Origin of the sequence: Streptomyces sp. RK9 (assembly GCF_045070545.1) — a bacterium.
GTDB lineage: Bacteria > Actinomycetota > Actinomycetes > Streptomycetales > Streptomycetaceae > Streptomyces > Streptomyces alboflavus.
Genome location: NZ_CP173704.1, coordinates 2758578 through 2777722, shown reverse-complemented (window position 1 = coordinate 2777722; position 19145 = coordinate 2758578). Strand labels below are relative to the sequence as shown.

The window sequence follows — 19145 nt, the reverse complement described above, 5'->3', positions numbered from 1 at the left end:
TCGGCTAGAGCAGGGAGGCCAAGGCGTCCGGCAGCTCCCGCGACGACAGGATCCCGAGCCGCTGTGTGGCCCGAGTAAGCGCAACGTACAGGTCACTGGTCCCGTACAGAGCGGGCTCGACCACCAGCACCGCGTCGAACTCGAGCCCCTTGGCCTGCCGGGGATCGATGAGCACGACGCCCCGCGTCAGATCGACCTCGCCGCCGGGCCCGGACACGTCAGGCAGCTTGCCCGCAAGGACACCGTGCAGCTCACGCGGAGCGATGACGGCGACCCGGCCCACCCCCGAGGCCTCCTCGGCGACGGCGTCGGCGACGGCCACAGGAAGATCGTCGACCAGCCGCGCCCAAGGCCGCACACCCGTGCTCCGCACCGAGGACGGCGGCTCGAACCCGGCCACCCCCGCGGCCCGCGGCACCTCCGCCGCGACGTCCATGATCTCGGCGGGCGTACGGTAGTTGACGCCGAGGCGCGCGTACTCCCAGCGGTCCTCGACGTACGGGGCGAGGATCTCGCGCCAGGAGCCGACGCCCCCGGACTCGGCGGTCTGCGCCGGGTCCCCGACGAGCGTCATCGACCGCGTCGGACTGCGCCGCATGAGCAGCCGCCAGGCCATCGCGGACAGCTCCTGCGCCTCGTCGACGATGATGTGCCCGAACGCCCAGGTCCGATCGGCCGCGGCCCGCTCGGCGGCGCTGCGGTGGTCGGCCTCCTCCTGGCGCTCGGCCATCCGCTCGGCGTCCATGATGTCGTGCGCGAGCAGCACCTCGGCGCCCTCGGGGTCGTTCTCCTCCTTGTCCTCGAACTCGTAGGTGCGGGAGGCGTACGACACGTCGAGCACGCCCTGCGCGTACGCGACCTCGCGCTGCCACTTGGCCTCCGCGCGGGCCCGCTCGGCGCTGTCGTCGACGCCGAGGAGCTCCGCGGCCTCGTCGAGGAGCGGTACGTCGGCGGACGTCCAGTCACCGCCCGGCGCCCGCCGGACGGCGGCGGCGTCCTCGTCGGACAGGTGCGTGGGCTCGGCGAGGAAGTCGGTGACGAACCGCTCGGGCGTCAGCGTGGGCCACAGCTCCTCGACGGCGGCGTGCACCTCGGCGCTGACGGCGACGGCCTTGCCGAGCTGGGCGATGTCGTCGGGTCCGAGGAAGTTGGGCCCGCCGTACGGGTCGTGGCCGATGCGCTCGGCCAGCTGCCGGGTGAGCGCGTCGATGACGTGGAAGGCGAACGTGGGCCGGGCGAGGTTGTGCGGCAGGTCCGCCGCGCGCGCCGCGTCCCGCGCCTCGTAGGCGATCGACCAGTCGAGGACGAGCTCGCCGTCGTCGTGCTCGATGACCATCGGCGCCCCGGGCTCCGGCAGTCGCTGCCGGTCCCGCAGCGCCCGCGCGAGCACGTCGGCCATCTCCGCGCGGCCCTTGACCTCGGCGGCGGCGGGCGAGTCGGTGCCGGTCGCGGTCACCCCGGGGAACAGCTCGCCGAGCGTCGCGAGCAGCACCCCCGTCTCGCCGAGCGCGGGCAGCACCTCGCCGATGTAGCCGAGGAACGCCGGGTTCGGCCCGACGACCAGGACGGCCCGCTTGGCGAGCAGCTCCCGGTGCGCGTACAGCAGGAACGCCGCCCGGTGCAGCGCGACGACCGTCTTGCCGGTGCCGGGCCCGCCCTCGACGACGAGCACGCCCTGGTGCGGGGCGCGGATCACGCGGTCCTGCTCGGCCTGGATGGTCTGCACGATGTCGTGCATGCGGCCGGTGCGCGCGGAGTCGAGCGCGGCGAGCAGCACCTCGTCGGCGTCGGCTGCCTCGTGCCCGGTGCGGGTGGTGTCGCTGAGGTCGAGGATCTCGTCGTGCAGGGCCGTGACCCGGCGGCCCTCGCTGGTGATGTGCCGGCGCCGCCGCAGACCCATCGGAGTGTGTCCGGTGGCGAGATAGAAGGGCCGCGCCACCTCCGCCCGCCAGTCGATGACCAAAGGCGTGCGCTCGATGTCGGAGGCGCGGATTCCGATGCGCCCGATGTGATGGTCACGGCCGTCCCTGAATTCAAGGCGCCCGAAGCAGAGACCGTTCTCGCCCGCGTCGAAGGCGGCGAGCAGACCGGACTGCTCCGCCACCATGACATCGCGCTCAAGACGTGCCTGTGACCCGTTGCCCACCTGCGCCAATGACGCCTGCACGGCGGACTCGGCCTCCTCGCGCAGCGCGTCGAGGCGCGCGTACAGCCCGGAGACGAATTGCTGCTCTTCCCGCAATTCCTCGCTTGACAATTCAGCCCCTCGCCAGTTACAGTGCTCTTATACAGATTCCCGCGCTGCCCCCGCACGCAGCAGTGCATGCGAATAGGCAGGGCTTCGCGAAAGAATCCAATATACGCAGAGAAAAGCCCCGGACGTCAATTCGTCCGGGGCTTTTCTCATGAACGGACCCGACCGGGGAGACCGGCCGACCCCAGGGCTACAGCACCCCCGCGCCCTCCAGCTCCCCCACCAGCTTCCGCTTCGCCCGCGCCCCCACGACCTGCCACACCGGCTCGCCGTCACGGAACGCCATCAACGTCGGCGTCGACAAAACCCCGTACGCCATCGTCGTCTCCGGATTGCGGTCCACGTCCACCTGCACCACCTTCAGCCGGTCCCCCTCCTCCCTGGCGATCTCGCCGAGGACCGGCATGAGCTGCCGGCACGGCCCGCACCACTCCGCCGTGAACTGCACCAGCACCGGCCGGTCCCCGGAAAGGACCTCGAACCCGAAGTCCGCGTCCGTCGCCTCACCGACACCCTCGGCCTTCACCACGCTCATCCCGCCACACCCCTCACATCGCTCAGTTCGCACCGCGGCTCCGGACCACCCGGAGCCGCCCCCGCGTCGGCGGCGAGCCCCGCCATCGCCTCCTCGGCCCGCGCCAACTGCGCGCCCACCTGTGCCCGCACGGCACTCAACTCGCCGATCAGCGCGTCGAGTTCGCCAAGCTTGCGGCGGTAGACGGCGACGGACGCCGGACACGAGTCCCCGGCCGGATGCCCGGAGCGCAGACACTCCACGAACGGCCGGGTCTCCTCAAGCTCGAACCCGAAGTCCTGCAGGGTCCTGATCTGCTCCAGGAGGCGCACGTCGTCCTCGCCGTACGTGCGATAGCCGTTGCCGTCGCGCCGCGCGGACAGCAGCCCCCGCGACTCGTAGTAACGCAGTGTCCGCGTGGTCGTCCCCACCCGGCCCGCGAGCTCGCCGATTCGCATGCGTCCGACGGTAATCCTTGACGTCGGGGTCAAGGCCAGCGCTCAACGGACCGGGCCCGGGGCAGGACTCACGCGCCGGGGTTGCGGACCCCCTCGACCGTCGCCGTCCAACTGTCCGCGCCGTGGCCCAGGTCCACCGCCCGCTTGGCGACGTCCCGCACCCCGCGCAGCACGGACACGTCCAGGCCGCGGCGCTCCGCGGCGTGCAGGATGTGCTCGACACCCGCCAGCTCCACGGCGAGGTTCGCCTCCGCGCCCTGGTACTCGCCGCTGTCGATCTCCTGCGCCGTCTCGTCGACCACCAGGCCGAGCAGCGCGATGTGGGCCTTCAGGAACGGCGCGAGCGCCGACGCCGGGACGCCGTCCTTCGCGGCGAGGGCGTAGCCGTGCACCAGACCGGCCATCGACGTCCAGAAGAAGTCGAGCATCGACAGGTCGTACACGGCGGCGAGACCGTGGTCCGCGCCGACGTACGCGGACTGGCCGCCGAGGGACTTCAGGAGCGCCTCGTGCTTCTTGTACGCGGCTTCGTCGCCGGAGTAGAAGAGCAGCGCCTCCGGGGTGCCGACCATCACGGTCGGGATCATGACCGCGCCGTCCAGATAGGCGATGCCGTGCCCGGCCGCCCACTTCGCCGCCGCGCGGGCGCGCTCCGGGGAGTCCGAGGTGACGTTCACGAGGACGCGTCCGGAGAGGTCGGCGGCCAGCGGCTCCAAGATGGCCTGCGACGCGTCGTAGTCGACGACGCACACGAGGACGAGCTCACCCGCGCGCACCGCCTCCGCGGCACTCGCGGCCCGGGTGGCGCCCCGGGCGACCAGGTCCTCGCCCTTGCCCGCCGAACGGTTCCAAATGGTCGTCGGATGACCGGCCTTGAGGAAGGCCCCCGCGAGGGCCTGGCCCATGGCGCCGAGGCCGAGGACGGTGACGGGGGTGGGGGTGGGGGTGACGGGGGTGGCAGGGTCGGCGGAGTGCGTGGAATTCGTTTCGGTGGGCATGCCTCCATCCTTGGTCGGCGCGAACCGACCCACAAGTACCTACTATTTGGTCAGGTACTCACCAAAAGGTAAGTAAGCCGTCTCGCGTACGCGCGAGGGCTCGTACTCCTGCGTGCCCACCGATTCGAGCGCCAGCGCGGCGAGCGCGCACCCGAGCCGCGCCGACCGGTCGGCCGGCCAGCCCCGCGCGACCCCCGCGAGATACCCGGCGCGGAAGGCGTCGCCCGCGCCCGTCGGGTCGGCGATCCGGCGCGCGGGCACCGCGGGAAGCCGCAGCGGCGCCCGGCCCGCGCGGGCGATGGTCACGCCGTCCGCGCCGAGCGTGGTGATCCAGGAGCCGACGCGGGCGAGGACCTCCTCCTCGCTCCAGCCGCTGCGCTTGCACAGCAGCCCCGCCTCGTAGACGTTGGTGAACAACAGGCTGGCGCCGAAGACGAGTTGGCGGGTCTGGGCCTCGTCGAGCCGGGCGAGCTGCTGGGCCGGGTCGGCCGCGAACGGGATGCCGAGGGCCCGGCAGGTCGCCGTGTGGCGCAGCATCGCCGCCGGGTCGTCCGCGCCGACGTGGACCAGGAGCAGGCCGCCGGGGCGCGGGACGAGCGCGGCCAGGTCGATGGCGCGGGCCTCGGCCATCGCCCCGGCGTAGAAGGTGGCGATCTGGTTCTGGTCGCGGTCGGTGGTGCAGACGAAGCGCGCGGTGTGCCGCTCGGCGCTGACGCGCACGCCGGACGTGTCGACCCCGGCGGCGCGCAGCCGGGCCGCGTACTCGGCGAAGTCCCGCCCGGCCGCGCCCACGAGCAGCGGCCTGAGGCCGAGCCCGGCCAGCCCGAAGGCGATGTTGGCGGCCACGCCCCCGTGCCGTATCTCCAGGTCGTCGGCCAGGAAGGACAGCGAGACGCGGTCGAGCCGGTCGGCGAGGAGCTGTTCGGTGAACCGGCCGGGGTAGGTGAGGAGGTGGTCGGTGGCGATGGACCCGGTGACGGCGATGCGCGCGCCCGGGCCCGTCGGGGTCACCGCTCCCAGGGGCGTGCCGGGCAGGGCGTCGCCCGCCGGGTCCCGTGTCGGGGCGGACACCGGCTCAGACCCCGGCCGCCGTGCGCAGGGCGTCCGCGCGGTCGGTGCGCTCCCAGGTGAAGTCGGGGATTTCGCGCCCGAAGTGCCCGTAAGCCGAGGTCTGCGCGTAGATCGGGCGCAGCAGGTCGAGGTCGCGGATGAGGGCGGCGGGGCGCAGGTCGAAGACGTCGGCGATGGCCTGCTCGATGCGGGCCTGGGACACCGTGGCGGTGCCGAAGGTCTCCACGAACAGGCCGACCGGCTCCGCGCGCCCGATGGCGTACGCGACCTGCGCCTCGCAGCGCCGCGCGAGCCCGGCGGCGACGACGTTCTTGGCGACCCAGCGCATGGCGTACGCCGCCGAACGGTCCACCTTGGAGGGGTCCTTGCCGGAGAACGCGCCGCCGCCGTGCCGTGCCATCCCGCCGTACGTGTCGATGATGATCTTCCGGCCGGTCAGGCCCGCGTCGCCCATCGGCCCGCCGATCTCGAACCGGCCCGTGGGGTTCACCAGGAGCCGGTAGCCCTCGGTCCCCAACTCCGTTCCCTCGTCGTGCAGTTCTTCGAGCACGTGGTCCACGACGAACTTGCGTATGTCGGGCAGGAGCAGCGCGTCCAGGTCGATGTGGGCGGCGTGCTGGGAGGAGACGACGACGGTGTCGAGGCGCACCGGGCGGCTGCCCTCGTACTCGATGGTGACCTGGGTCTTGCCGTCGGGGCGCAGATACGGCACGGAGCCGTTCCTGCGGACCTCGGTGAGGCGGCGTGCGAGCCGGTGCGCGAGCTGGATCGGCAGCGGCATGTACGTCGCCGTCTCGTCGGTGGCGTACCCGAACATCATGCCCTGGTCGCCCGCGCCGCCGGTGTCCACGCCCTGGGCGATGTCGGGCGACTGGGCGCCGATCGACAGGGAGACCCCGCAGGACGTGCCGTCGAAGCCCTTCGCCGAGGAGTCGTAGCCGATCTCCACTATGGCGTCGCGGACGAGCTGGGCCATGGGGGCGTACGCGGTGGTGGTGACCTCGCCCGCGAGGTGCACCAGGCCCGTGGTGACCAGGGTCTCCACGGCCACGCGGGCCGTCGGGTCGGCGCGCAGCAGGGCGTCGAGGACGGTGTCGCTGATCCGGTCGGCGATCTTGTCGGGGTGGCCCTCGGTGACGGACTCGGAGGTGAACAGGCGTCGGGGCATGGACTTCCCTTTCGTATCCGGGTGTTGGGCTGTGTCGGAAGGTCGGTGGGGCGGCGGTCACAGCCAGGCGGCCGCCGCCCCGAGGAGCAGCAGGTTGCAGACGCCCTGTGCGGCGGCGCAGGCGAGCGCGGAGCCGGTGACGGCCCTGAGGACGCCGAGGGCGAGGCCCATCAGGAACACCGAGGGCAGCAGCCCGCAGAGCACCTTCAGGTTGAAGGGGTTCAGGCCGTAGTCGCCGACGTGGACGGCCGCCCACCCGGCGGCCGTGGTCACGACGGCCGCGTAGCCGCCCCAGCGCACCTCGACGGCCCGGTACAGGACGCCGCGGTAGCAGACCTCCTCGACCAGCGGCACGAGCACGCCGAGGGCGAGGACCATCGCGACGACGTCGGCCCAGGGCGCGCCCGGCACCATGCCCTCGAAGAGCCTCGGCATCCACGTGGTCCAGTTGTCGTCGCCGTCGCCGAACGCGTCGCGGGTGGCGAGGAACGTCTGGCCGTAGACGACGGCGACGAGGGCGGTGCCGAGGACGGCGGGCAGCAGGGGGAACCGGCGCACCCCGGCGGCGGCCCAGTCCGCGCGCGGCAGGACCAGGAGCACGGCCGCGCTCAGCGCCACGGACAGGACCATCACCACGAAGGTGAAGGCCCCGGCGACGCGCACGGCCGCGAGCACCGCGAACAGCGCGGCGGCCGAGGTCACCGGGTACGCGGCGTGGTGCAGCCGCAGCCGGTCGAGCCTGCCGGTCCTGGGCGCGCCGGGGCCGGGCGCCCCGGACGCGGGGGTGTCGGACGCGGACGCCCCGGACGCGGGGGTGCCGGACCCCGGGGTGCCGGGCTCGTCGTGGATCTCCAGCATCATGCGCGTCACCCCGCCGTCGCCTTGTCCAGGCGGCGCCCGCGGACGCCGATGCTGGGCAGCCACCAGTTGTACTTGCGCAGGAGCAGCAGGGTGGCCGGGACGAAGAGCATGCGGATGACGGTGGCGTCGAGCAGGACGGCGAGGCCGAGCCCGGCGCCGTACTCCTGGAGCATCAGCGTGGACGACAGGGCCATCGTGCCGAGGCTGCCCGCCATCACCAGGCCCGCCGCGTTGATGACGCGCCCGGTGTCGACGACCGCCCGCATCGTGGCCTCCTCCTGCGAGAGACCGCTGCGCAGCAGGTCGCGGACGCGGGTGACGAGGAAGATCTCGTAGTCCATGCCGAGCCCCATCATCAGGACGGTGAGGAAGATCGGCAGATCGTCGATGATCGCCTCGCCGCGCCAGTGGTGGAAGATCAGCACGGTGAGACCGACGGCCCAGACGTTGCTGAGCATGATGGTGGCGATCAGGCGCAGCGGTACGAGCAGCGAGCGCAGCGTGAACATCAGCATCACGAAGACGCCGACGCTGACGAGGGCGACCATCTGCCAGAAGCTGGAGCTGAGCGCGGACCCGTACTGCCGGTCGACCTGGGTGGTGCCGCCGACCTCCAACTCCCCGACGGATCCTCCCGCTTCGTCGGTGACGCGTTCGACCCGGTCGACGGTGGCGCCGGCCGCCTCGGCGTACGGGTCGCCGTCCAGCGCGATCACGAAGCGCAGGGTGCCGTCGCGGGAGACGTAGTCGTCGAGGCGGCCGGCGTCCGCGAGCTGCCGGTCGGACCAGCGGGTGCCGAAGGGGTGGGTCGCGGAGTCCACGGAGGCGACGCCGGGGACGGCGGCGATGCGGTCGGTGAGCCTGGCCACCGCCGCCTGCCCTTCGGGGGTGAGGCGCCCGTCGCTGACGACGCCGGAATCGGCGCGGCCGACGGCGATCGTCGGCATGACGGCCGCGTCGCCCCACACCCGCGCGACGGTCTCGAAGCCGTCGCGGGAGTCGGTGGCCGGGCTGAGCGCGACCGGGTCGGACGTGGAGCGGTTCCCCGCGACGAGCAGGGCGAAGGGGATGGTCGCGGCGAGGAACGCCACCACGATCCACACCTTGCGGCGGCGCGCGAACTCCGCCGTGCGGCGCAGGTGCCTGCCCATCGCCCCCTTGTGCTCCAGGTCGGACAGCGGGTCGCGGCCCACCGCGAAGAACCGGTCGCCGAGCAGCACAAGGAGACAGGGCGTGAGGGTGAGGGCCGCGGCGAGCACGATGGGGATGCCGATGAGGCCGCCGTAGCCGAGCGGCGGGATCCAGTCCACCGGCGACAGGAGTGTGGCGCCGAAGGCGAGGGCGACCGCGACGGCGGCGAGGAGCATGCTCTCGCCCGCGTGCACGGTGGCGTGCACCGCCGCCTCGCGCGGCGGTCGGCCCGCGAGGCGTTCCTGCCGGTAGCGCGAGGAGAGCAGCATGCTGTAGTCGACGCCCGCGCCCAGCATCACGAACGTCATGATGGTGACAGTGAACTGAGTGAGCGTCACCTGTTCGCCGAGCAGCCGCAGCCCCGCCTGGCTGACGTTCATGGACAGGCCGATGACGGCGAGGGTGAGGACCGCGGGCACCAGGGCGCGGAAGAACACCAGCAGGATGACGAAGATGATGATGTACGCCACCGACTCCATCAGCGAGTTGTCGGCCTCCGCCTGCTCGTACGTGTCGTGGATGAGGGCGAGTTCGCCGGTGACGTGCACCTCGGCGGACTTGCCGAGGCCGCTGTCGGCGAGCAGGTCGCGGGCGGTGTCGCGCAGCCACTCCACGTCCGGGTCGGCGCCCGCCTTGTCGGTGTAACTCACGGACGCGAGCGCGGACTTGCCTTCGTCGGAGATGAGCCGTGCGACCGCGTCGCCCGGCACCGGCAGCGGGTAGTCGCGCCAGTCGGTGGCCGCCGCGAACTTCCCCGCGATCCGGGTGACGGCGGCCTTGCCGGACGCCTCGACGGCCTCCCTGGCGGGCCCGGCGAGCCCGGCCGGGATCCGGCCGCGGTCCGCCTCGCGGTCCACGTAGGCGCGCCGCCCCTTCGCATCGTCCGCCGCGGCCCGGGCCCCGTCGCGCACCTGGGTGAGGAACGCGGCGGTCGCGTCGCGGTACAGGGTGTACGCGGACGACGTGCGCTCGACCTCGCCGGAGCCGCGCAGCTTCGCGATGCGGCCGTCCAACTCGGAGAACAGGGACCGCACTTCACCGGAGCGCACGTCGGGCGCCTCGACGACGACGGTGACCTCCCGCTCGGAGCGGTGCGGGAAGGCCTTCTTCGTCAGCTCGTCGGCGCGGGCGCTGCTGGTGCCGGGGACGACCTTGGACGCGCCCTGGTCGGTGAGGACGTCGTCGAGCCCCATGGCGAACGGCGTGCACACGGCGATGAGCAGCGCCCACACCGCGATCACGGTCTTGGGCCGGGCGGCCAGTCTCTCGGCGAAGCGGTGCAGGGCCCGCTGGACGGCGCCGCGCGCCGGTCCCGGGCGGGTCCGGTCGCCGTCCCCCGGCGGCGGCGTCGGCGCGGGGGGTCCCGCGGCCCTGGTCGGGTTCGTCATGCGACGCCGGCCTCCTCGCCGGTGCGGGCCCCGTGCCGGGCGCGGGGGGCCACGGGCTTGGCGCCGGTGACCACGACGAAGGTGTGCTGGATGTCCAACGCGCCCTTGCGGGCCAGGAGTTCGGCGAGGGCCGCCTCGACGCGGTCGAGGACGAGCTGCTGACGTCCGTTGTCCACGGCGGTCTTGAAGCCCGCGGCGGCGCCGGAGCGCTGCACCCACTCCAGGACGGCCGCCGGGGTCTGCGCCGGGATGATCTGGGCGCCGTCGCGCTGCCCGGTGACGGTCAGGCCCGCCTTGCCGAACCACCCGGCCACCGCCGCCGCGTTCTTCGGCAGCGACACCCGGATGAGGCTGGTGAGCAGCGAGGGGTCGTCGGCGAAGACCTTCTCCAGGCCCTCGGTGAGCGCCTGGTGGGCGTCCGCCCGGGTCTCGATCACCATGATCCGGCCGCCCGGCCTGAGCACCCGCCCGATCTCCGCGAGCAGCCGCGTCGGCTTCGTGTAGCAGATGGCCCAGCCCACCACGACCAGGTCGGCGCTCCGGTCGGGCTGCGAGCGGATGAACGCGTCCATGTCGTCCACGAACAGCCGCACGTCCAGGCCGGGCCTCCCCTCGGTGAGCGCCTCCACCTTCCGCCGTGCGACGTCCAGCATCCCCGGCGACTTGTCGATGGCCCGCACGGACCCCTTGCCGTCGAGCCGCCGGATGATCTCGGCCGTCAAGTGCCCGGTACCACAGGCGAGTTCGACGACCCGGTCACCGGGCGCGATGGGCACCTCGGCGAGGGCCGCGGTGGAGTGCCCGCCCATCACCGGGCTGAAGAAAGTGTCGTAGTCGGAACTGGCCGCGTCGTAGTCGGCGGTCGGATCGGCATGCGCCCGATTCAACGCGAGACGCAGGGCGCGGGCAGCTAGGCGTATACGGGACATGTGCGGCTCCCTGGGTGAGTTTGCGGTGGTGGTCGGTGATGTGGTGGTGCGGTGGTCGGGCGGGTGCCGGGTCGGCGAGGTCGGTGCGTGTCCCGGCGGTGTGCTGTACGTCGGCGGGGTCGGCGCGCGTCCCGGCGATGTGCTGTACGTCGGTGGGCGGCGCCCGCCCTTGTGGTGGCCGTACGTCGGCGGGGCGGCGACCACCCCGGTGCCGGACCGCGCACCGGAGGACCGCACTTCGCCGGGTCGGCGTGCGCCGTCGCGGTGGCCCCTGCGCCAGTGGTCAGGGCCCGCGCGGGGCCGGGCACCAGCGGCCCGGTCCACGCGCGGAGGTGGGACGTCAACGGCCCGGTCTCGGCGCGGGCGCCGCGCGGGCCAGGTGCAGGAGTCCGGCCGCGCAGGCGAGGGCGCCCGCCGCGCCCCGCGCCTGCGGCAGCCACCAGGCGGCGGTGAGGGCGCCTGCGGCGAGGGCGACGACGACCAGGACGGCGTACCGGGACACCGACGCGGCCCCGCCGACGCCGGACACCCCCGACGCCCCCGACACCCCAGACGCCCTCGGCTCCCGCACCGCCGACACCCCGGCCGCCGCCGTCACGCCCACGAACCCCACCCCCGCCCCGCACACGCACAGCGCCGCGACCGCCGCAGCGGCCGCGCCCCCGCCGCCCGCGCACAGCAGCGCCGTGCCGAGGACGAGGAGCGCGACGGCGACAACGGGGCGGAGGTCGCCGCCGCGCGGCCGGAGGGTGCGGTGGGGGGCGGGGGTGGCGTGTCGGGCGGAGGCGCCACGCCGGGCAGGGGCGCCGGCCCGGGCAGAGCCGCCACGCTCAGCAGAAGTACCGCGCCGAGCCCACGACATGGTGCCCCCACGGCGGGCAGGCGACCCGGTGGCACTGCGCCCAGCGAGGCCTCCGGAGCCACCCCACCCGGCAAGCGCTCCCCGGTGGGCCAGCACCGCGCCCGCCACGAGCGCGAGGCCCCACCCCAGCAGCGACAGCCTCGGCACCCCGGGACCGCCCGCGGGATCGAAGCAGGCCGCGACGGACACCCCGGCCGCGCTCGCCGCGGCGGCCAGGGCGAGCCCGGGACCGGAGGAGTCGGCGCCCCCCGGTCCGGCACTCTCCGGCTCGGGGCCCGGCAGCCCGGCACCCGCCGGACCGGCGCCCACCGGCTCGGCGCCCCGCAGCTCGGCGCCTCCGGCGGCCGCACCACTCGCCCCGGCCCGACCGGCCCCCCGGTCGGACCCCGCGCGCCCTTCTCCCCCCGAGAAGCTCACGCCACGCTCACCGACGAGGCGACCCGGTCCCGCGCGCGCCGCAACTCCGGCTCGGAGCCCAGTACTTCGACGACGCGGTCGAGCTGGGCCCGGGTGTGGGTGGCCATGTAGCTGGTGCGCAGGCGGGGGGTGGCTGCGGGCGGGAGGACCGGGTTGACGTAGACGCCCGCGCGGACCAGGCGTTCCCAGATGGCAAGGGTTCCGGCGGCGTCGGGGACCGGGACGGGGATGATCGGCGTGGTGCTGTCGCCGGTGCCGACGCCGGCGGCGGTGAGTCCGCGCCGGACGTGGTCGGCCTTGGCGCGGACGTCGGTGGTGAGATGGGGCTCTGCGCGCAGTATCCGCAGCGCGGTGAGCGCGGCGGCGGTGCTGGTGGGCGTCATGGAGGCGCTGAACATCAGGCTGCGCGCCTTGTGCTTGAGGTAGTGGATGGCCTCCTCGCTGCCGACGACGGCGCCGCCGAGGGAGGCGAGGGCCTTGCTGAAGGTGACGGTGATCAGGTCGACCTGGTCGGTGAGGTCGAAGTGCGCGGCGGTGCCGCGGCCGCCCGCGAGGACGCCGAGGCCGTGCGCGTCGTCGACGAGGAGCCGGGCGCCGTACTGGGCGCAGACGGCGGTGATGGCGGGCAGGTCGCAGATGTCCCCTTCCATGGAGTAGACGCCGTCGACGATGACGAGCCGGGCGGCGGCGTCGGGCAGTTGCTCCAGGGTGCGCCGCAGGCCCTCGGCGTCGTTGTGCGGGAACCTGCGCACCTTCGCGCCGCTGAGCCGGCAGCCGTCGACGAGGGAGGCGTGGGCGTCCCGGTCGACGACGGCGTAGTCGCGCGGGGTGAGCAGCCCGGCGAGGGCGCCGAGGTTGGCCTGGTAGCCGGTGGAGAGGACCAGGGCGGCGGGCTTGCCGAGGAAGTCGGCGAGTTCGGCCTCCAGTTCCTCGTGCAGGTCGGTGTTGCCGTTGAGGAAGCGGGATCCGGTACTCGAACTGCCGTACCGGTCGAGGGCGGCGCGGGCGGCGGCGTGGACACGCGGGTCGGCGGTGAGGCCGAGATAGTTGTTCGAGCCGCACATGATCAGCTCCCGTCCGCTCCTGCGCACGGTCGCTCCCTCCTGTCCGGCGAGCGGCAGGAAGTAGGGGTAGAGACCGGCCTTCATCAGGTCGGACGCCGCGGTATAACTTGCGCAGCGGGAGAATAGGTCGGGCGGTTCCGATGCATTGAACATTTATTTCCCTCTGTGAATTCAGGCGCGTCCTGGAAAGCAGGGCGGCATGGCGAAACCGCACCGGATTCAGGGATGCGCGCAGGGTTTTGCATGCCACCGGATTCCCCTGGGCACGGGCAGACACAGGCGCCGTCGGCGGGAACATCCGAAGCATGGGAGCGAACCGGTGCATGGTCCGCAGCTGCCGCAGCGGACTCGAAAGGTCGCCTTTGACCTGGGCAGATACCGGTCCCGGCGGGCTTGCGAAGCCCGCGGGCAACGGGCGCGGAGAGCCCGTCCACCGGCTGACACAGAGAGTTAATACGCAGATGACTCGAACATGCAGCCCCCGATTGATGATCAATTCTGGCTTGGATTCGTCGACCGAATCAGCCAGGCAGCGACTTTAGACAACCTCCGACGAAAGCGTCAACCAATCTCTTGACCAACCCGGTGCGACGAAATGCAGAATTAACCGTTCCGCTTCCCCCGCGCCCCCCGCGGAATGCTCTCGCACCCCGCTCTCTGGCCATGCTAGCCTGCATTCGACCGTCCGGACGGTCGGAAACTCGAATGGGCGTCCGCGTAAAACAAGATCGAAAAAAGGCCGAAGCAAGATCGGCGATCTTTTGAAAGTGATCAGAGAAGCAGAACGACCGACGACCGAAAGACGGTGTGAGGCGTGCGCAACCGGCTCCTGAACGCGGCGGAGAGACTCCTGGTCAAGCAGGGTGTGGACGCCATCCGCCTGGACGCGGTGGCGGCGGAGGCAGGCGTGAGCAAGGGCGGCCTGCTCTACCACTTCCCGACCAAGCTGGCCCTCGTGCAGGGGGTGGTGGAGCGGCTCGCGGACCGCTTCGAAGAAGTACTGCCCGGCCCGGACGCACCACCGGGCGCGTTCGCGCGCGCCTGGCTCGACGCCTCGATCCCGGCCGATGCCCCCGAGGGCGAGGCCACCGCCTCCGACTCGGTCCCGGTCGCCCTGCTCGCGGCGGCCAACGGCCCGGAGGTGCTCGACATCCTCCAGGAGCGTTATCGAACATGGCAGGCGCGCCTGGAGCAGGACGGCCTGCCCCCGGGCGTCGCCACGCTCGTCCGCATGGCCGTCGACGGCTGGTGGACCGCCCGCCTCCTCGGCCTGGCCGACCCCAAGGGCGAGGACCACCGCCAACTGCGGCGGCTGCTCACCGAGTTGACCGAGGCGGCCGAGCCGACCGAGCCGACCGAGGGGGTCGCGTAATGGGCATCCTCCTGGTCGCGGGCGCCATCGTCTCCGAGATCGCCGCCACCCTCTCCCTGCGCGCCTCCAACGGACTCACCCGCCTCTGCCCGACCGTCCTCGTGGTCCTCGGCTACGGCGCCGCGTTCGTGTTCCTCGCCCAGGCTCTGAAGACCCTCGACGTCGGCCCCGTCTACGCGGTGTGGTCCGGCCTCGGCACCATCGGCGCGCTGGTCGGCGGGGTGCTCCTGTTCGACGAGGGCGTCCGCGTCGCCACGGTCGCGGGCGCCCTGCTCATCGCCCTCGGCGTGGCGGTCATGTACCTGGGTGGAGGCCTGGAGCACTGATGGTCCAGGCACCCCCGCACCCCCGCACCGCCCTCCGCGGCACCCCCGGGTTCACCGCCGTCAAGGTCGCCATGCTGATCACCGACGTCGGCTTCCTCGTGTACTGGAGCGCCGCGCTGCTCGGTCTGATCCCCGCGGAGTACGCGTACAAGGACTACGACGACCCGGTCATGAGCGACTGGAACTACTCGTTCCTGCCGCTGGACGTCGCCGCGAGCGCCACCGGACTCGCCTCCCTGCACCTGTGCCGCCGCGCCCGCGAGGGCGGCCCCCCGCAGCGGATCGCCTGGCGCCCCCTGATGCTGGTCTCCCTCACCCTCACCAGCACGGCCGGGCTCCAGGCCGTCGTGTTCTGGGCGCTGCGCGGCGACTGGTCGCCGACGTGGTGGATCCCGAACCTGGCGCTGCTCCTGTTCCCGGTCCCGGCGATCGCGCGGCTGCTGCGGCACGAGGCCGCGCGGGCGCCGGCGCGGTGACCGAAGATCCCGCCAACTCCCTTACCGCGCACGCCTCATGTCGTACGTTCGTGGCATCCGGGAGCACGGGGAGCGCGCATGGAACTGTCCGGGGTGACGCTGGCCGGGCGCTACGAACTGAAGGAGCTGCTCGGCCGCGGCGGCATGGGCGAGGTGTGGCGGGGCCACGACCGCTCGCTGCTGCGGCGTGACGTCGCCGTCAAGGTCCTGCCGACGCCGGTCGGCACGGACGCGGTGCGGCGCTTCCAGCGGGAGGCGGCGATCCTCGCGGGGCTCCAGCATCCCGGGATCACCGTGGTGCACGACGCCGGGGAGCACGACGGGTTCCTGTTCATCGTCATGGAGCTGCTGCGCGGCCAGGACGTGGCGCGCCTGATGGCAGGCCACTGCACGGGCCTTCCGGTCGAGCGGGCCGTCGGCCTGGCGCGGCAGACGGCCGTCGCGCTCGCCGCCGCGCACGAGAGCGGCGTCGTCCACCGCGACCTCAAGCCGGGCAACCTCTTCGTGCGGCCCGGCGACCACATCAAGATCTGCGACTTCGGCATCGCCCGCTCCGCCGACGCCTCGGCCGTGCTCACCACGGTCGGCCGTGTCGTGGGCACGCCGCTGTACATGGCGCCGGAGCAGTGGCGCGCCGAGGAGCCGGCCACGCCCGCCGACCTGTACTCGCTCGGCTGCGTCCTGTACGAACTGCTCACGGGCCGCCCGCCGTTCACCTCCGACGCGTCCCTGTACGCCCTGATGCACCACCATGTGACGGAGGTGCCCCGGCCGCCGCGCGAACTGCGGCCCGAACTCCCGCTGGAACTGGATGACTTGGTGCTCGCCCTGCTGGCCAAGGAGCCCGGGGACCGGCCGGACGCGGCCGCGCTGGCCCGCGGTCTCGCCGCGCCGAACGGGACGGCCGCACCGACCGGAACGCCCGAGGCCGCCGAGGCAGCCCCCGCGGCCAGACCCGCACCCACCCCCGCACCCGCGCCCCGGCGGAGCACCCGCGGGAGCGTCCTCACCGCCGTGGCCCGCCGCACCCTCTCCGGGCACCGCACCGCCGTCCTCTCGCTCGCGTACAGCCCCGACGGCCGCACCCTCGCGTCCGGCGGCGGCGACAAGTGCGTACGCCTGTGGAACCCGGACGGAGGCGAAGCGCGCGATCCGCTCCGCATGGCCGGCTCCCACACCGCACGCATCGCCTTCAGCCCGGACGGCCGCACCCTCGCCACCGCTTGTGGCCATTACGTACGCCTCTGGGACGGGCAGAACTTCGAGGAGCGCCTGGCCGTGAAGCACCCGGGCTGGTCCAGGGTGGCGAGTTCCGTCGCGTTCAGCCCGGACGGCCGCACCCTCGCCAGCGGTGGCAGCAACGGGGCGATCCGGCTCTGGGACGCGCACACCGGGGCGGAGGGGCAGGGGCTGCGCTGGCCCGGCGGCTGGGTGACGCGGGTCGCGTTCAGCCCCGACGGGCTCGGCGTGGCCGGTGGCGGCCACAACAGGACGACTCGGCTCTGGGACATCGCCACGGGCGAGACGCGCTGGGAGGTCCCCGGACGGACGGCCGACACCGCCCTGGCGTTCAGCCCGGACGGCGCCGTCCTCGCCACCGCCCCGCTCGGCGACCTGCTCGTCCACCTCAGGGATCCGGCCACGGGCGAGGACCGCCGCACCGTGGACGCGCACGCCCAAGGAGCGACGGCGCTCGCGTTCGGCCCGGACGGCCGCATCCTCGCCACGGCGGGGCGCGACGGGACGATCTGCCTCTGGGACCCGGCCACCGGCGACCAGCGCATCGCCCTGACCGGGCACGCGGGCGAGGTGCTCTGCCTGGCCTTCAGCCCCGACGGCCGCACCCTCGCCAGCGGCGGCCAGGACCGGGTGATCCGCCTCTGGGACATCTCCACGGGTCCGTAGCGCTCACGGGTCCGTAGCGCTCACGGCCCCGTGGCCGTCACGGCACAGCGACCGTCACGGCAGGCGTCGCGGCATCGGACGGTACGACGCCGTGAAGAACCCGCCGCCGTTCTCGCCGAGGCGCCCGGGGCCCGGGCGACGGGGACGGCCGCCAGGACGGCCCCCACCGCCGCCGCCACCGCTGTCGTCGTCATCGTCATCGTCGCCCTCGAAGGCGAACTCGTCCCCTGGGTCGTCCGGGTCCTCGTCCGCCGAAACACCGAGCAGCCGCCGCGTCAACTGGTCCCGGTCCGACAGGAGTTCACCGACAGCCGCGCGGACGTCCTCCGCGTCCGTGTCCGCGTCCCGCTCGGCGGCGACGAGCACGGCCCGCCGCACCAGCTCCTTCGCGAACGACGCCGTCGTGCCCTCCGTGCGCTCGACGGTCTCCGCGAGGACCTCCTCGTCGAGGCCGAGCGCGCCGCCGTACAGGTCGAGCAGGCGGCGCCGTCCCACGGCGTCGGGCAGCGGGATCTCGACGGCGAGGTCGACGCGGCCGGGGCGCTGGGCGAGGGCGGGCTCCAGGAGGTCGGCGCGGTTGGTGGTGAGCAGGAACGCCACGTCGGCGTCGTCGCCGAGGCCGTCCATCTCGTTCAACACCTGGAAGAGCAGGGGCTGTTCGCCGCCGCCGAAGTCACGGGACTCGGCGATGAGGTCGCAGTCCTCCAGGACGACGAGGGCGGGCTGGAGCATCCGGGCGAGGGCGCAGGCCGGGCCGATGGCGCCGATGGTGGTGCCGGACAGGAGGACGACGGTGAAGTCCGGCAGGCCGGAGAGGAGGTAGCGGACCGTGTGCGTCTTGCCGGTGCCGGGCGGGCCGTACAGGAGCAGGCCGCGGCGCAGGTGCTGGCCCGCCGCGCGCAGCCGCTCGCGCTGCCGGGCGACGCCCACGACCTGGCGTTCCACCCGGTCGAGCAGGCCGTCGGGGAGCACGATGCCGTCGCGGGTCAGGCCCGGGCGGCGGTGGAAGCGGAACGGGCCGAGGCCCTCGCCGAAGGCGTCGCCCTGGAAGGACAGGACCTGGCCGCGGAAGATGTTGTGCTCGCTCAGGTACGCGTCGACGCGGGCGAGCAGCCGCCGGGCGGTGTCGCGGGAGGCGGCGAGCACCTCCAGCTGGACCTTCTCGCGGCCGTAGTCCTCGTTCGGGCCGCGCAGCAGGGCGACGCAGCGCTCCTCGCGGCCGTCGGGGGTGCGTTCCGTGCCGAGGTAGAACCCGAAGGACACGCAGGCGAGTTCGTCGTCCGGCGAGATCGGCAGGTGGGTGTAGTCGACGGCGCCGACCACGAACTTGTCGTAGCGGTCGGCGGATTCGATGATCTCCGACAGGGAGTAGTGGTTGCGGTGGTCGGAGCCCGTCATGCCGAGCAGTTCGTACGAGCGGGACTCGGCCGTGAACCAGCGCTCCAGGGCGAGGTGCACGTTCGGGTGGTCGTACGCCGCGTAGGTGGCCTTGACCACGGGGGCCTCGCCGGGCTCGATGCCGAGGTGGGCGCGCAGGCGGGCGGTGAGGTCGCGGTCCGTGCCGTCGGTCCTGGCCGGGCGGGCGACGGCTTCCAGGAACTCCTCGAACAGCTGGCTCACGCGCTCGTGCCCGACGCTCCCGTCACCGGACGGGCGCCCCGCCGAGATCTCCGTCACGCCGTCTTCCCCCTGGTCCATTCGTCCACTCCTCGTGAGGCCGCGTCGGCCGCCGCTGGTCAGGCGGCGCGCCGTTGATGGCCTCTCAGCCTGCGGGGCGGCCGGGCCGGGACGCAACCGGATTCCGCACCGGGTCGCCCCGTTCGGGAAGTTGACGGCGTACAGCCATTGACGGCGCCGCCGCCCACAACTACAAAACCCTGAGAGCGCTCTC

General features: G+C 73.3%; 16 protein-coding genes. 4 read left to right on the top strand and 12 right to left on the bottom strand.

Translation table 11 applies throughout. From position 1 onward, the window contains the following. Positions 1-4: 4 nt before the first annotated feature. The 11 genes from AB6L24_RS32650 to AB6L24_RS32600 form a co-directional block, all read right to left on the bottom strand. Positions 5-2257 carry a HelD family protein gene (locus AB6L24_RS32650; protein WP_405661333.1) on the bottom strand — a complete coding sequence of 751 codons (2253 nt, stop codon included), beginning with the start codon at positions 2255-2257 and terminating at the stop codon, positions 5-7. Between the two features lie 187 nt (positions 2258-2444). Continuing rightward, positions 2445-2789, bottom strand: coding sequence for a thioredoxin family protein (locus AB6L24_RS32645; protein WP_405661330.1), 345 nt, complete (start codon positions 2787-2789; stop codon positions 2445-2447). Then, the gene (locus AB6L24_RS32640) at positions 2786-3226 is read right to left on the bottom strand and encodes a MerR family transcriptional regulator (RefSeq protein WP_405661327.1); all 441 of its coding nucleotides are present in this window, start codon (positions 3224-3226) and stop codon (positions 2786-2788) included. Before AB6L24_RS32640 ends, AB6L24_RS32645 begins: the two co-directional genes overlap by 4 nt. 68 nt (positions 3227-3294) lie before the next feature. Then, complete coding sequence (locus AB6L24_RS32635; RefSeq protein ID WP_405661325.1) at positions 3295-4224, bottom strand: NAD(P)-dependent oxidoreductase; 930 nt, start codon at positions 4222-4224, stop codon at positions 3295-3297. 42 nt (positions 4225-4266) lie between these two features. Further along, the gene (locus AB6L24_RS32630; protein WP_405663494.1) at positions 4267-5208 is read right to left on the bottom strand and encodes a carbohydrate kinase family protein; all 942 of its coding nucleotides are present in this window, start codon (positions 5206-5208) and stop codon (positions 4267-4269) included. Positions 5209-5299: 91 nt separating this feature from the next. Continuing rightward, positions 5300-6463, bottom strand: coding sequence for a methionine adenosyltransferase (gene metK, locus AB6L24_RS32625; protein ID WP_405661322.1), 1164 nt, complete (start codon positions 6461-6463; stop codon positions 5300-5302). Positions 6464-6520: 57 nt separating this feature from the next. After that, complete coding sequence (locus AB6L24_RS32620; protein WP_405663492.1) at positions 6521-7324, bottom strand: CPBP family intramembrane glutamic endopeptidase; 804 nt, start codon at positions 7322-7324, stop codon at positions 6521-6523. A 5-nt stretch (positions 7325-7329) separates the two neighbouring features. Next, positions 7330-9903 carry an MMPL family transporter gene (locus tag AB6L24_RS32615; protein WP_405661319.1) on the bottom strand — a complete coding sequence of 858 codons (2574 nt, stop codon included), beginning with the start codon at positions 9901-9903 and terminating at the stop codon, positions 7330-7332. Beyond that, positions 9900-10832 (bottom strand): class I SAM-dependent methyltransferase, encoded by a 933-nt coding sequence (locus tag AB6L24_RS32610; protein WP_405661316.1) that lies wholly within the window; start codon positions 10830-10832, stop codon positions 9900-9902. Before AB6L24_RS32610 ends, AB6L24_RS32615 begins: the two co-directional genes overlap by 4 nt. A gap of 340 nt (positions 10833-11172) precedes the next feature. Further along, the gene (locus tag AB6L24_RS32605) at positions 11173-12111 is read right to left on the bottom strand and encodes a hypothetical protein (protein WP_405661314.1); all 939 of its coding nucleotides are present in this window, start codon (positions 12109-12111) and stop codon (positions 11173-11175) included. Then, positions 12108-13259: an aminotransferase class I/II-fold pyridoxal phosphate-dependent enzyme gene (locus tag AB6L24_RS32600; protein ID WP_405661311.1), complete on the bottom strand. Its 1152-nt coding sequence runs from the start codon at positions 13257-13259 to the stop codon at positions 12108-12110. The genes AB6L24_RS32605 and AB6L24_RS32600 overlap by 4 nt, the downstream gene beginning before the upstream one ends. 730 nt (positions 13260-13989) lie before the next feature. On the opposite strand from AB6L24_RS32600, the gene AB6L24_RS32595 reads away from it, so the two are divergent. The 4 genes from AB6L24_RS32595 to AB6L24_RS32580 all read left to right on the top strand — a co-directional run bounded on the left by AB6L24_RS32595 (position 13990) and on the right by AB6L24_RS32580 (position 17254). After that, the gene (locus AB6L24_RS32595; protein WP_405661309.1) at positions 13990-14547 is read left to right on the top strand and encodes a TetR/AcrR family transcriptional regulator; all 558 of its coding nucleotides are present in this window, start codon (positions 13990-13992) and stop codon (positions 14545-14547) included. Beyond that, a complete protein-coding gene (locus tag AB6L24_RS32590) occupies positions 14547-14873 on the top strand; it encodes a DMT family transporter (RefSeq protein WP_405661306.1) in 327 nt (108 codons plus the stop codon). The genes AB6L24_RS32595 and AB6L24_RS32590 overlap by 1 nt, the downstream gene beginning before the upstream one ends. After that, positions 14873-15349, top strand: a complete 477-nt coding sequence (locus AB6L24_RS32585) for a DUF5360 family protein (protein ID WP_405661304.1) — start codon at positions 14873-14875, stop codon at positions 15347-15349. Before AB6L24_RS32590 ends, AB6L24_RS32585 begins: the two co-directional genes overlap by 1 nt. Before the next feature lie 78 nt (positions 15350-15427). Beyond that, on the top strand, positions 15428-17254 hold the full coding sequence (locus AB6L24_RS32580) for a WD40 repeat domain-containing serine/threonine protein kinase (RefSeq protein ID WP_405661301.1): 1827 nt from the start codon (positions 15428-15430) through the stop codon (positions 17252-17254). A gap of 54 nt (positions 17255-17308) precedes the next feature. On the opposite strand, the gene AB6L24_RS32575 is transcribed toward AB6L24_RS32580, so the two are convergent. After that, entirely contained in the window at positions 17309-18952 is a 1644-nt protein-coding gene (locus AB6L24_RS32575) for an AAA family ATPase (protein ID WP_405661300.1), read from the bottom strand. Between the last annotated feature and the right edge of the window lie 193 nt (positions 18953-19145).